Consider the following 13,963-nt stretch of genomic DNA (forward strand, 5'->3'; position numbering starts at 1 on the left):
GGCTTAAAACTGAAAGCCAGGCTACGCCTTATCCCTTTGTTTTTTAACCTGACTTATATTGCTTTTTGCTCAAGACCGGCGCACTTAACCTATCTTGAATTCACAACTTATTATATCATCGGCTTTTTGGTGAGTCAACATTTAGAATTTAAGTGTAAAGAAATTGTAATAGAATTGAAACAAACTGAAATACTACTAATTTAAAGCGTATCTCGCAAATTATTATGATACAATATAATTTGCACTTTATATTTATTATACTTTATAGAACATAAAAAATCAATTTGGATAATTATTTTACCTTACATTTATAATCTTTTTTGTTGCAAAAATATAATCATCATATCACTGTCTCATTGAGGATTTTATAAAATGTTTTTCAAATTGATAACATTTTAATTCGTCCAAAATATATTAAAAGCCGGATTTAACCGGCTTTTGTCACGCATTAAGGCATTACTTACTGGCTATTGCTGAGATTCCTTTCTGCTATTTCGATTGCTTTTTTTACAATATTTCCGCAATCTCTTGATGAAACAGAACCCCAGCCTTCGTTCTTAACGATGTCGTATACTCCTAGCTCTTTTGCTATTTCAGCTTTTAGAGTTTCGGACATTATACCACCGCGTCTACCCATATTTCATGCCTCCTTATATATAAGTAGAAATCTACTTATATAATAATTTGCGTTCCTTCATATTATTTGCATCTTTTATAATTAAATTTCATGAAATTTTTAGATTACAATTAAAAATTACTTAAATTTAGGTTTCATTTTTAAATTTATGTTAATATAATACATTAACCTTATTTTTTGAAAGAAAGGTGACAGCAAATGTCTTTTTCCGCAAGAGAGCTTTTGGCAAGATTAATTAAATGCGAAGCAGGCGGCGAAGGTTTAGACGGTATGAGAGCGGTTGCAACAGTTGTCATGAATCGAGTTCATGTCTCTTATGGAGAGTACTTAAAATACGGGCAAGGTGACCTCCGCAGGGTTATATTTCAGCCACGTCAATTTACATGTGTCATGGATACGGTTTACGGCGAAGTAAATCCTCAAACCATTTGGTCTTGTCCACCTGAGGAAATTCATTATGAAGTTGCAGACTGGGCATTATCCGGAAATAAACTTCCCGGACTGGGCGAATGTCTTTGGTATTATAATCCCTTTAGCCCAACTTGTAGCCAAATATTTCCTCCATCCGGTACAGGTAGATTTATAACAAGAGTGAATCAGCATTGTTTCTATGCTCCTACGCCCTTATACGCACAAACATAGATTATTTATAACATATAAACAGGAGGTCTATTATGTTAAATTTCTCAAATAAAAATTCTTTTTTTAGGCAAATGGATGGTTATACATCTCCCTGCTTAAATTGCACAGGTACGGCATCTACACCTTACACACCTTCTGTGCAATCCGTTGCCCAAATGCCAACTGGCATTCCTACCGGTCCTGCGTATAGCACTCCGATGCCCGTTCAGCAAACTCCTTCAACCGCAGTACCGCAAGTACCAATAACTAGCGATGGAGTAATTCCTGAGACAGTCCTAAATACTTCATATACTCAAGGTTATTTAAGAACCCAAATCGGCAGAAAGGTAAAAGTAGAGTTTTTAATCGGAACCAATATATTTGTTGACAGAGAAGGAACATTAATAGATGTCGGTGCCAGTTACATTATATTACGTGAAGCGGAAACCGATGATTTGATTTTATGTGATATGTATTCAATAAAGTTTGTGAAATTTTATTATTAAAATGTTTAAACAAAAGTGCAGCGGACTTTGCTGATTTTATTTCAGCAACTCCGCTGCTAAATTTTATTTTAGCTTATCATTTTCTTCAAATCTATTTTTTGGTTTTAGAAATTTCGGATAATGCTTCCGATGCTTCGGTATCGAATCTATAATCTGTTGCTATGTCTCCTAATGATAATATTCCTACCAACTGATTGTTTTCAACGACAGGAACTCTTCTTATTTGCTGCTGTGCCATAATTTTTGATACTTCTTCAACTTCCATATCAGGAGTTACCGTTGTAACCTGACTTGTCATAACATCCTGGACTTTTGTATCTTGCGGACTTTTACCATGAGCAACATTTCTTACAACTATATCTCTGTCGGTAACCATACCAACCACTTTATTCTGATCAAATACAGGAACCGATCCTACATTCAGCTTCTGCATAACCTGTGCTGCTTCTACAACTGTATTGGTTGGTTTTACATATTCAACATTCTTGGTCATTTTATCTCTTACTTTCATGAAATCGCCCCCTTTGTTTTGATTCAATAATATTATCTACATTTATTATTCTGATAAACGCTGAATATAATGTTAATAAGATAAGGATGATCCTTGTAAGTATAAATTTGTTATTTTAAATTTATATTACTTTTACTTGTATGTTTTAAAAAAATGATATAATTAAATTAAATAGTTTCCTATTTTATTAATTATTATTAAGATGCTTCTATAAAATAATATTCTTTATTTTATGTAAAACTTGTTATATACTGAACCTATTAGATGTTCATAATTTAAGCTTAATATTGGCTTTCATTTTTATTAACAATAAATTTTATGAATACTATATATTAATTTGATAATATTAGATGTTAGAGGGCGGAATTTTATGCAGCATAATCTAAAACTTTTACTTACATCAGTTTTCTTTGCACTGATTCTATTTTTGTTATTTTTCTTAAAACCTATATCAAATTATGTCTATTATTTTATTTATAACAAAGAAAATCTAGTATTAAACGTTTCAGCCGTAAATGGTCCTATACAAGCTATTTGCGCCGAATCCTCCAATAGATTTGTTTTAAAAGCCAGTGTAAAAAGTTCCGAAGGTAAGCCTATGAAAAATGCGCCTGTAAAAATTTTTATTGAAAACGGTATTGGTAAACTTTCTTCTGAAACAGGAACAACAAATGATTTTGGAGAGTTCCTTTTTTCATATACGCCACCAAATTTCTTTGAACTGGAATCTTCAAAATCAACTCCTACAGTTAAAATAACAGCCCAGATGAAAAACTCAGCCAAGTCTTCTTCCATTGAAATTAAGCTTATTCCAACTCCTGTTGTTATGATATATGGTTTTCAGGAATCTGCTGAAGTATATGCCAATTTAGCTGAATTTTTAACAGAAAATAGATTTGAATGCAGTATCATGGATTATGATACAAAAGCAGGAGTCATCCAAGGTGCCAGAGTCCTAGAAAATTACTTATTTCAAAAAAAGCAGGAATATATGAGCAAAGGAATTTTAGTTAATAAATTTACATTAATTACACACAGCATGGGAGGCTTAGTTGCAAGGTATTATACCACCAGCGAAAATTATCTGAAAAATGAAGATGTAAATAAAATTATATTTACTTCTGTACCTCATAAAGGCTCGTATATTGCAACTTTAGGGCAAACTTTTTATAATGATCAATCTGTTAAAGACCTTGCCCCGGACAGTGATCTATTTACAAATGTTTTTGAATCGGCAATAAATAAGGGACTTAATACTTCAATACAAGTTGCCAATATTGCAAGCCAGTATGACGAGGTTGTAACCGAAGAAAGTTCAAGTCTTGAGGAATGGAAGATAAGCACTGAGACGTTTATTATTGGAGAAAGTAGTTTTACTGTAGATAGCATATTAAGCGGTGATTTATTGAATGCTCCAAACCATAAAGGAATTTTGAATAACACCAAAGTCTTTCAAAGGATTTTGGAAATGTTGAACAGCAATTTGAGTTATCCTGCTGAAGTAGTGAATTAGGTTCTTTCCAATATTAGTTGAAAAATTAAACATAACCATATAACCATATTAATAGGCGATTTTGGATTGAGGATGTAAAAAAATTTGTGTATAGATGATTGAATGTTCTCCTTCTTGGCAAGGATTAATAATAATAAAAGCTAAGGAGGAGAACTTTATGTCAACGTTAACAAAAGAACAAATCAAACAATTAGTTCGGGAAAATAATTTCCAAAGTGTATCTGATATTAATGAATATCTTAAAGACATTTTTAAAGATATAATACAAGAACTTTTAGAAGCAGAACTTGAAGCAAAATTAGGATATGCTAAAGATGATGTAGAAAATAAAAAAACTGATAATAGTCGTAACGGTTATACGCCTAAAAAAATAAAAAGTGAGTTTGGAGAAATTGATATACAAGTACCAAGAGATCGTAAAGGCGAATTTCAACCTAAAATTATTCCTAAATATCAACGTAATGTTTCTGGAATTGAAGAAAAAGTTATAGCTTTATATGCAAGAGGAATGTCTACAAGGGATATCAGTCAACAAATTGAAGAACTTTATGGTTTTAGCCTATCAGCAGAGATGGTTAGTAAGATTACTGATAGAATTGCTCCAGAGATTAAGGAATGGCAACAAAGACCTCTTGAACCTATATACTCTTTTGTTTTTATGGATGCAATACACTATAAAGTTAAGGACGACGGAAGAATAATAAACAGGGCAGCTTATGTTGTTCTAGGTGTTACTATTGATGGATATAAGGATATTTTAGGGATCTGGATTGGTGACAATGAATCCTCAAAGTTTTGGCTTGGTGTACTGAATGACCTTAAAAATAGAGGAGTACAGGATGTTTTAATTTTTGTGTTGATGGACTTACCGGACTTAAGGAAGCCATAAATGCTGCATATCCAAAATCTGAAGTGCAGCGTTGCATAATACATCAGCTGAGAAATTCTTTTAAGTATGTGCCATACAAAGACCTAAAAGCATTTAGTAATGATTTCAAAGAAGTATATCATGCTATTAATGAAGAAATAGCATTAGAAAAACTTTATGAACTTAAAGAAAAGTGGGGAAAGGAATATCCTTTTGCAATACGTAGTTGGGAAAATAACTGGGATGTTATAAGTCCATTTTTCAAATTTCCAGAAGAAATACGAAAAATAATTTATACTACAAATATAATTGAAGGACTACATCGTCAGTTTCGTAAGGTCACAAAAACAAAAACAATATTTCCAACAGACAGTTCACTAGAAAAGATTTTATATTTAGCATCAATGAATGTAGTAAAAAAATGGACACAACGTTACAAAAACTGGGATAGAGTACTTAGCCAATTGGTAATCCAATATCCAGGTAGGCTGGAAGAGTATATTTAAGAGCATTCACCCCCACCGCCCTCAAGGGCTCATCCTCATCGCCGGATGGGCTAGACCTCACAAAATTAAAAATATAGGTTTAAAAGGCTAATACTGACCATTATAAATGATTATTGCCAGATTTAATCAAGTTTATGTATAAAACTTAACAAATCCGGCAATAATATATAATGAAAAGGCAATAAAAAACAATATTCTGTAAACCTTGTCAACTAAAATTTACTTGCTAAAGAAGGATTACATAAATTATGATACACAAAATTACTTACATTCCCTTTGGATTTTAAAAGTGTTATATTTCAGCCAACTTTGGAACGAACTAATTTTTAATTAACATTAATATGCTTGGACTCAATAAAATCCTTCTATGTTTTTTATTCTAATATAGAAGGATTCCGTTAGTTTATATTATTATCATATCGGTAAATAAACAATTGAATACTGTTACCTTTCCTTTATCTATACATTCTGTTTCTATATCTTCTACTATAGTTTTTGCTAAGCTACCATCTATTTCTAAGTAGCCTTTCTGTTTCATGTGTTTTTGCAACTTTTCTATTAATGTTTTAATCTCATCAGTGAATTTAATGATTTATTTGCTAAAACCGGACTTATTACTCCGCCTTGTGGTGTTCCGCATTTCCTTTGCTGTATCGTCCCGTCCGGCATTTTTATTGCTGCTTTTAGAAACCTCTCAATATACAGGATAATCCATTTGCTGTCTATATGCTTTCTTACCGCCTTATTTAATAATTCGTGGTCTATATTGTCAAATAATCCTTTAATGTCAAATTCCAATACCCATGACGTTTTCCAGCACCTTTCCCTAGTTACTGCTACAGCTTCAATAGCTGAACGTTTTGGTCTATATCCATACGAATTACTACTAGATATAGGCTCAACTAACTGCTCAAAACTCATGCGGACAGTCATTTGTGCTACTCTGTCTTCTATAGTCGGTATTCCCAGTAACCTTTTCTTTCCGTTTTTCTTTGGTATTTCAACTCCCTTTACTGCTTTTGGGAAATAGCTACCTGATGACATCCTGTTCCATAGCTTGTATAGATTGTTCTTCAAGTCCTTTTCAAATTTTTCAAAGTTAACACCATCAACTCCACTTGCACCATGATTCGCTTTTACACGTTTGTATGCTTCCAGGACTTGATGTCGTGAAATCTCAAACGACTTTCCTTCTTCCATTAAATCCTCCCATTTCTGGTTGTTTAAATTCTGAAGTATAGATAACAGAATCCCTTCGCTCCATTACCATTACAGTAACTTCCACACTACTACGAATTCTTCCGCATCTATGCTCTACATCGCTACTTTCATCCTTGTCATTCCTTCGCTTGGATTTTTCACTTTACATTAGAGCACAGACTTCTCCTGTTCCTTGTAAGAGTCTGTACCAAGCTCCTGCAATCTTTACGCCGACAGCCATCTGAACAGTAATCAGGTTCCCTTCAGATTTATCCCGCGTGGTCAAAAACACCCGGTTTCGACTGTATTTACGTATTAACGACGCTTCCTCGATTGTTCATTTTCATTCAGCTTCCTGGTACGCACTTGATTGATTCATCAATCTTTTCCTGTAACGCTCAATACCACAGCTTTTGACTGCAGCACCAACAGGCAGTTTGAAACCTGCACCTGAATACCGATTTCGAGAGGCCTACTCTCATCTCCTACAAAGCATGATTCATTACGTTTATTCTCCCTCCTTTTGTCGCAATTTCATCTTCAGGACACACTTTGACAGGTACACTTTCCTCCAGTTCACCACCCACATTAGTCTAACGCACCGGAACTAGCTAGCGAGTTTCCTGCAATTCCCCATACCGACTTTCACCGGCAAGTATAGTCCAGCTTCTCTGGATGCACACCTAAAAAAAGAGGAAAGCAAATGCTTTCCTCTTTTTAAATTACTATTTATTTTCAAGTATTAATTACATCTATTATTTTACAATAAAGTTGGTCGGTTCTGCATTGGTTCCGCTATAGGAAATATTGAACCCAATTACTACTGAACCTCCTGGAGGTATAGTACCATTATAGTCTACATTTGAAATTGAAACGGCATTACCATTTTGAGTGTATGTGCAGTTCCATGCATTTGTTATTTTCTGGTTACCTGGGAAATCGAAGCTCAATGTCCATCCATTAACTGCAGTTGAACCATTATTCTTTATTTCAATGCTAACTGTTGCACCTGTACCCCAAGAATTCTGACTATATTTAACTGAGAAGTTGCCTGTTTGTGGCTGTGTAGTCGGTTGTGTTGTTGGTTGTGTCGGAGTCGGTGTTGGCTGTGTTGTTCCTCCACCTACTGTTACTGTTCCTGCTGTCAATGTTGCACTTACAGGCTTTAAGCTTCTGTCTCCAAAGGTTGCCTTGCTTATTGTTACTGTTGATGTTCCGGATACTTTAAATGTGATATTTGCAAATACTCCGTCTTTGCTTATATATTCATTTAACAATGTATCATCCAAGAACAGTATTCTTATTATTCCGTCTTTCTCTTTGTTTATTGCAAAGTTTATTGACGGATTTATTACTATGCTTCCTGCTTCTCCTTTTACATATTCAAGTTTGCTTGCATCGTATGTTATTGTCATGTCTGCTGTTGTAATTCCGTTTGACGGTACATTCGCCAATTTTATAGGTACTACTACCTGTTCACCAGCACTTGCTGTTACTGATTCTACATATGCTGTAAATCCTGTTACTATCGGTCCTGTTGTAGGTTGTGTCGGAGTCGGTGTTGGCTGTGTTGTTCCTCCGCCCACTGTTACTGTTCCTGCTGTCAATGTTGCACTTACTGGCTTTAAGCTTCTGTCTCCAAAGGTTGCCTTGCTTATTGTTACTGTTGATGTTCCGGATACTTTAAATGTGATATTTGCAAATACTCCATCTTTGCTTATATATTCATTTAACAATGTATCATCCAAGAACAGTATTCTTATTATTCCGTCTTTCTCTTTGTTTATTGCAAAGTTTATTGACGGATTTATTACTATGCTTCCTGCTTCTCCTTTTACATATTCAAGTTTGCTTGCATCGTATGTTATTGTCATGTCTGCTGTTGTAATTCCGTTTGACGGTACATTCGCCAATTTTATAGGTACTACTACCTGCTCACCTGCACTTGCTGTTACTGATTCTACATATGCTGTAAATCCTGTTACTATCGGTCCTGTTGTAGGCTGTGATGTTGGAGGTACTGTTGGTTGTGTTGTTCCTCCGCCCACTGTTACTGTTCCTGCTGTCAATGTTGCACTTACTGGCTTTAAGCTTCTGTCTCCAAAGGTTGCCTTGCTTATTGTTACTGTTGATGTTCCGGATACTTTAAATGTGATATTTGCAAATACTCCGTCTTTGCTTATATATTCATTTAACAATGTATCATCCAAGAACAGTATTCTTATTATTCCGTCTTTCTCTTTGTTTATTGCAAAGTTTATTGACGGATTTATTACTATACTTCCTGCTTCTCCTTTTACATATTCAAGTTTGCTTGCATCGTATGTTATTGTCATGTCTGCTGTTGTGATTCCGTTTGACGGTACATTCGCTAATTTTATAGGTACTACTACCTGTTCACCTGCACTTGCTGTTACTGATTCTACATATGCTGTAAATCCTGTTACTATCGGTCCTGTTGTAGGTTGTGTCGGAGTCGGTGTTGGCTGTGTTGTTCCTCCGCCCACTGTTACTGTTCCTGCTGTCAATGTTGCACTTACTGGCTTTAAGCTTCTGTCTCCAAAGGTTGCCTTGCTTATTGTTACTGTTGATGTTCCGGATACTTTAAATGTGATATTTGCAAATACTCCGTCCTTGCTTATATATTCATTTAACAATGTATCATCCAAGAACAGTATTCTTATTATTCCGTCTTTCTCTTTGTTTATTGCAAAGTTTATTGACGGATTTATTACTATACTTCCTGCTTCTCCTTTTACATATTCAAGTTTGCTTGCATCGTATGTTATTGTCATGTCTGCTGTTGTAATTCCGTTTGACGGTACATTCGCCAATTTTATAGGTACTACTACCTGTTCACCAGCACTTGCTGTTACTGATTCTACATATGCTGTAAATCCTGTTACTATCGGTCCTGTTGATGGTTGTGATGTTGGAGGTACTGTTGGTTGTGTTGTTCCTCCACCTACTGTTACTGTTCCTGCTGTCAATGTTGCACTTACTGGTTTTAAGCTTCTGTCTCCAAAGGTTGCCTTGCTTATTGTTACTGTTGATGTTCCGGATACTTTAAATGTGATATTTGCAAATACTCCGTCTTTGCTTATATATTCATTTAACAATGTATCATCCAAGAACAATATTCTTATTATTCCGTCTTTCTCTTTGTTTATTGCAAAGTTTATTGACGGATTTATTACTATGCTTCCTGCTTCTCCTTTTACATATTCAAGTTTGCTTGCATCGTATGTTATTGTCATGTCTGCTGTTGTAATTCCGTTTGACGGTACATTCGCTAATTTTATAGGTACTACTACCTGTTCACCTGCACTTGCTGTTACTGATTCTACATATGCTGTAAATCCTGTTACTATCGGTCCTGTTGTAGGTTGTGTCGGAGTCGGTGTTGGCTGTGTTGTTCCTCCGCCCACTGTTACTGTTCCTGCTGTCAATGTTGCACTTACTGGTTTTAAGCTTCTGTCTCCAAAGGTTGCCTTGCTTATTGTTACTGTTGATGTTCCGGATACTTTAAATGTGATATTTGCAAATACTCCGTCTTTGCTTATATATTCATTTAACAATGTATCATCCAAGAACAGTATTCTTATTATTCCGTCTTTCTCTTTGTTTATTGCAAAGTTTATTGACGGATTTATTACTATGCTTCCTGCTTCTCCTTTTACATATTCAAGTTTGCTTGCATCGTATGTTATTGTCATGTCTGCTGTTGTGATTCCGTTTGACGGTACATTCGCTAATTTTATAGGTACTACTACCTGCTCACCTGCACTTGCTGTTACTGATTCTACATATGCTGTAAATCCTGTTACTATCGGTCCTGTTGTAGGCTGTGATGTTGGAGGTACTGTTGGTTGTGTTGTTCCTCCACCTACTGTTACTGTTCCTGCTGTCAATGTTGCACTTACTGGCTTTAAGCTTCTGTCTCCAAAGGTTGCCTTGCTTATTGTTACTGTTGATGTTCCGGATACTTTAAATGTGATATTTGCAAATACTCCGTCTTTGCTTATATATTCATTTAACAATGTATCATCCAAGAACAATATTCTTATTATTCCGTCTTTCTCTTTGTTTATTGCAAAGTTTATTGACGGATTTATTACTATACTTCCTGCTTCTCCTTTTACATATTCAAGTTTGCTTGCATCGTATGTTATTGTCATGTCTGCTGTTGTGATTCCGTTTGACGGTACATTCGCTAATTTTATAGGTACTACTACCTGCTCACCTGCACTTGCTGTTACTGATTCTACATATGCTGTAAATCCTGTTACTATCGGTCCTGTTGTAGGCTGTGATGTTGGAGGTACTGTTGGTTGTGTTGTTCCTCCACCTACTGTTACTGTTCCTGCTGTCAATGTTGCACTTACTGGCTTTAAGCTTCTGTCTCCAAAGGTTGCCTTGCTTATTGTTACTGTTGATGTTCCGGATACTTTAAATGTGATATTTGCAAATACTCCGTCTTTGCTTATATATTCATTTAACAATGTATCATCCAAGAACAATATTCTTATTATTCCGTCTTTCTCTTTGTTTATTGTCAAAGTTTATTGTACGGATTTATTACTATACTTCCTGCTTCTCCTTTTACATATTCAAGTTTGCTTGCATCGTATGTTATTGTCATGTCTGCTGTTGTGATTCCGTTTGACGGTACATTCGCCAATTTTATAGGTACTACTACCTGTTCACCAGCACTTGCTGTTACTGATTCTACATATGCTGTAAATCCTGTTACTATCGGTCCTGTTGTAGGCTGTGATGTTGGAGGTACTGTTGGTTGTGTTGTTCCTCCACCTACTGTTACTGTTCCTGCTGTCAATGTTGCACTTACTGGCTTTAAGCTTCTGTCTCCAAAGGTTGCCTTGCTTATTGTTACTGTTGATGTTCCGGATACTTTAAATGTGATATTTGCAAATACTCCGTCTTTGCTTATATATTCATTTAACAATGTATCATCCAAGAACAATATTCTTATTATTCCGTCTTTCTCTTTGTTTATTGCAAAGTTTATTGACGGATTTATTACTATACTTCCTGCTTCTCCTTTTACATATTCAAGTTTGCTTGCATCGTATGTTATTGTCATGTCTGCTGTTGTGATTCCGTTTGACGGTACATTCGCTAATTTTATAGGTACTACTACCTGTCCACCTGCACTTGCTGTTACTGATTCTACATATGCTGTAAATCCTGTTACTATCGGTCCTGTTGTAGGTTGTGTCGGAGTCGGTGTTGGCTGTGTTGTTCCTCCGCCCACTGTTACTGTTCCTGCTGTCAATGTTGCACTTACTGGCTTTAAGCTTCTGTCTCCAAAGGTTGCCTTGCTTATTGTTACTGTTGATGTTCCGGATACTTTAAATGTGATATTTGCAAATACTCCGTCCTTGCTTATATATTCATTTAACAATGTATCATCCAAGAACAGTATTCTTATTATTCCGTCTTTCTCTTTGTTTATTGCAAAGTTTATTGACGGATTTATTACTATACTTCCTGCTTCTCCTTTTACATATTCAAGTTTGCTTGCATCGTATGTTATTGTCATGTCTGCTGTTGTGATTCCGTTTGACGGTACATTCGCTAATTTTATAGGTACTACTACCTGCTCACCTGCACTTGCTGTTACTGATTCTACATATGCTGTAAATCCTGTTACTATCGGTCCTGTTGTAGGCTGTGATGTTGGAGGTACTGTTGGTTGTGTTGTTCCTCCACCTACTGTTACTGTTCCTGCTGTCAATGTTGCACTTACTGGTTTTAAGCTTCTGTCTCCAAAGGTTGCCTTGCTTATTGTTACTGTTGATGTTCCGGATACTTTAAATGTGATATTTGCAAATACTCCGTCTTTGCTTATATATTCATTTAACAATGTATCATCCAAGAACAATATTCTTATTATTCCGTCTTTCTCTTTGTTTATTGCAAAGTTTATTGACGGATTTATTACTATGCTTCCTGCTTCTCCTTTTACATATTCAAGTTTGCTTGCATCGTATGTTATTGTCATGTCTGCTGTTGTGATTCCGTTTGACGGTACATTCGCTAATTTTATAGGTACTACTACCTGTTCACCTGCACTTGCTGTTACTGATTCTACATATGCTGTAAATCCTGTTACTATCGGTCCTGTTGTAGGTTGTGTCGGAGTCGGTGTTGGCTGTGTTGTTCCTCCGCCCACTGTTACTGTTCCTGCTGTCAATGTTGCACTTACTGGTTTTAAGCTTCTGTCTCCAAAGGTTGCCTTGCTTATTGTTACTGTTGATGTTCCGGATACTTTAAATGTGATATTTGCAAATACTCCATCTTTGCTTATATATTCATTTAACAATGTATCATCCAAGAACAATATTCTTATTATTCCGTCTTTCTCTTTGTTTATTGCAAAGTTTATTGACGGATTTATTACTATGCTTCCTGCTTCTCCTTTTACATATTCAAGTTTGCTTGCATCGTATGTTATTGTCATGTCTGCTGTTGTAATTCCGTTTGACGGTACATTCGCTAATTTTATAGGTACTACTACCTGCTCACCTGCACTTGCTGTTACTGATTCTACATATGCTGTAAATCCTGTTACTATCGGTCCTGTTGATGGTTGTGATGTTGGAGGTAATGTAGGCTGGAATGGTGGTTGTGTTGGATTTCCTGGATTTACAGAAGAAGAATTAACAATAAAGTTAGTTGGTGCTTCATTTGTTCCACTATAAGAAATATTAAAGCCAATTGTTACCGAACCACCTGCCGGTATAACTGCATTATAATCTACATTATTAATTGTTACTGAAGAACCAGATTGAGTATAAGTACAATTCCAAGCATTTGTTATTTTCTGATTCCCTGGGAATGTAAAGTTAACGGTCCAACCATTTACTGCTGAAGAACCATTATTTGTAATAGTCATACTGACTGTTGCACCTGTACCCCAAGAGTTTTGGGAGTAATTAACAGAAAAATTGCCTGATGAATTTTGTGGTGGTGTTGTAGGTTGAGTCCATGGCGGTGTCGTAGGTTGTGTTGTTGGTATTGTTGAATTACCACTGTTCAATGTGATTGTTCCTGCACTGAATTGAGCAGTTATTGGACTTAAATTTCTATCTCCAAAATTAGCCTTGTTTACTGTTACTGTTGCAGTAGTAGATGCTGAACTTATTACCTTAAAAGTAAGGTTTGTAAATACTCCATCTCTACTTATGTATCCACTTGTTAATGTATCATCTAAAAACAATACTTTTATTGAACCATCTTTATCTTTGTTTATAGCATAGTTAATGCTCGGGTTTGTTACTATGCTTCCCGCTTCGCCACTTACATATTCAAGCTTACTTGAATCGTAAGTGATAGTCATATCAGCTGTGATGATTCCATTTGACGGTACATTTGAAAACTTTACTGGTACTACTATCTGCTGACCAAATGATCCGCTTACAGATTCAACACTTACTGTGAATCCTGCTGCTTCTGCCTTTTCTATTGGCAGCAGTGTGCATAAAAGAAATGCACATAATACAACAGAGATGAATCTTTTGAATTTTGACATGTACATATGCTTTCCTCCTTAAAAATATTTAAAATTTTATATACAT

8 protein-coding genes and 1 pseudogene are annotated in these 13,963 nt (G+C 35.4%); 4 read left to right on the top strand and 5 right to left on the bottom strand.

All coding sequences use genetic code 11. The features are described from left to right. Nucleotides 1–460 precede the first annotated feature (460 nt). Nucleotides 461–637 (bottom strand): small, acid-soluble spore protein, alpha/beta type, encoded by a 177-nt coding sequence (locus CLOCL_RS20555; protein WP_014257126.1) that lies wholly within the window; start codon nucleotides 635–637, stop codon nucleotides 461–463. 198 nt (nucleotides 638–835) lie between these two features. On the opposite strand from CLOCL_RS20555, the gene CLOCL_RS20560 reads away from it, so the two are divergent. Beyond that, nucleotides 836–1,279 carry a cell wall hydrolase gene (locus tag CLOCL_RS20560; protein ID WP_014257127.1) on the top strand — a complete coding sequence of 148 codons (444 nt, stop codon included), beginning with the start codon at nucleotides 836–838 and terminating at the stop codon, nucleotides 1,277–1,279. A 32-nt stretch (nucleotides 1,280–1,311) separates the two neighbouring features. After that, nucleotides 1,312–1,764 carry a hypothetical protein gene (locus tag CLOCL_RS20565; RefSeq protein ID WP_014257128.1) on the top strand — a complete coding sequence of 151 codons (453 nt, stop codon included), beginning with the start codon at nucleotides 1,312–1,314 and terminating at the stop codon, nucleotides 1,762–1,764. Between the two features lie 91 nt (nucleotides 1,765–1,855). On the opposite strand, the gene CLOCL_RS20570 is transcribed toward CLOCL_RS20565, so the two are convergent. Beyond that, a complete protein-coding gene (locus CLOCL_RS20570) occupies nucleotides 1,856–2,275 on the bottom strand; it encodes a CBS domain-containing protein (protein ID WP_014257129.1) in 420 nt (139 codons plus the stop codon). A 370-nt stretch (nucleotides 2,276–2,645) separates the two neighbouring features. Between CLOCL_RS20570 and CLOCL_RS20575 the strand changes: the two genes are divergently transcribed. Together CLOCL_RS20575 and CLOCL_RS20580 are read left to right on the top strand one after the other, a co-directional pair. Beyond that, complete coding sequence (locus tag CLOCL_RS20575; RefSeq protein WP_014257130.1) at nucleotides 2,646–3,788, top strand: PGAP1-like alpha/beta domain-containing protein; 1,143 nt, start codon at nucleotides 2,646–2,648, stop codon at nucleotides 3,786–3,788. 157 nt (nucleotides 3,789–3,945) lie between these two features. Next, nucleotides 3,946–5,162, top strand: a pseudogene (locus CLOCL_RS20580) (IS256 family transposase). Nucleotides 5,163–5,720: 558 nt separating this feature from the next. Here the strand turns inward: CLOCL_RS20580 and CLOCL_RS20585 are convergent. The 3 genes from CLOCL_RS20585 to CLOCL_RS20595 form a co-directional block, all read right to left on the bottom strand. Beyond that, entirely contained in the window at nucleotides 5,721–6,362 is a 642-nt protein-coding gene (locus CLOCL_RS20585; protein WP_014257131.1) for a reverse transcriptase domain-containing protein, read from the bottom strand. A gap of 755 nt (nucleotides 6,363–7,117) precedes the next feature. Next, nucleotides 7,118–10,864, bottom strand: coding sequence for a cohesin domain-containing protein (locus tag CLOCL_RS20590; protein WP_420805117.1), 3,747 nt, complete (start codon nucleotides 10,862–10,864; stop codon nucleotides 7,118–7,120). A 53-nt stretch (nucleotides 10,865–10,917) separates the two neighbouring features. Further along, the gene (locus tag CLOCL_RS20595) at nucleotides 10,918–13,923 is read right to left on the bottom strand and encodes a cohesin domain-containing protein (RefSeq protein WP_014257133.1); all 3,006 of its coding nucleotides are present in this window, start codon (nucleotides 13,921–13,923) and stop codon (nucleotides 10,918–10,920) included. Nucleotides 13,924–13,963 lie beyond the last annotated feature (40 nt).

It is taken from the genome of Acetivibrio clariflavus DSM 19732, from assembly GCF_000237085.1.
Lineage (GTDB): Bacteria > Bacillota > Clostridia > Acetivibrionales > Acetivibrionaceae > Acetivibrio > Acetivibrio clariflavus.

Bases quoted from the DNA above. Each gene is read 5' to 3' on its own strand.
- CLOCL_RS20555 (WP_014257126.1), bottom strand. From the start codon at position 637: ATGGGTAGACGCGGTGGTATAATGTCCGAAACTCTAAAAGCTGAAATA.
- CLOCL_RS20560 (WP_014257127.1), top strand. From the start codon at position 836: ATGTCTTTTTCCGCAAGAGAGCTTTTGGCAAGATTAATTAAATGCGAA.
- CLOCL_RS20565 (WP_014257128.1), top strand. From the start codon at position 1,312: ATGTTAAATTTCTCAAATAAAAATTCTTTTTTTAGGCAAATGGATGGT.
- CLOCL_RS20570 (WP_014257129.1), bottom strand. From the start codon at position 2,275: ATGAAAGTAAGAGATAAAATGACCAAGAATGTTGAATATGTAAAACCA.
- CLOCL_RS20575 (WP_014257130.1), top strand. From the start codon at position 2,646: ATGCAGCATAATCTAAAACTTTTACTTACATCAGTTTTCTTTGCACTG.
- CLOCL_RS20585 (WP_014257131.1), bottom strand. From the start codon at position 6,362: ATGGAAGAAGGAAAGTCGTTTGAGATTTCACGACATCAAGTCCTGGAA.
- CLOCL_RS20595 (WP_014257133.1), bottom strand. From the start codon at position 13,923: ATGTACATGTCAAAATTCAAAAGATTCATCTCTGTTGTATTATGTGCA.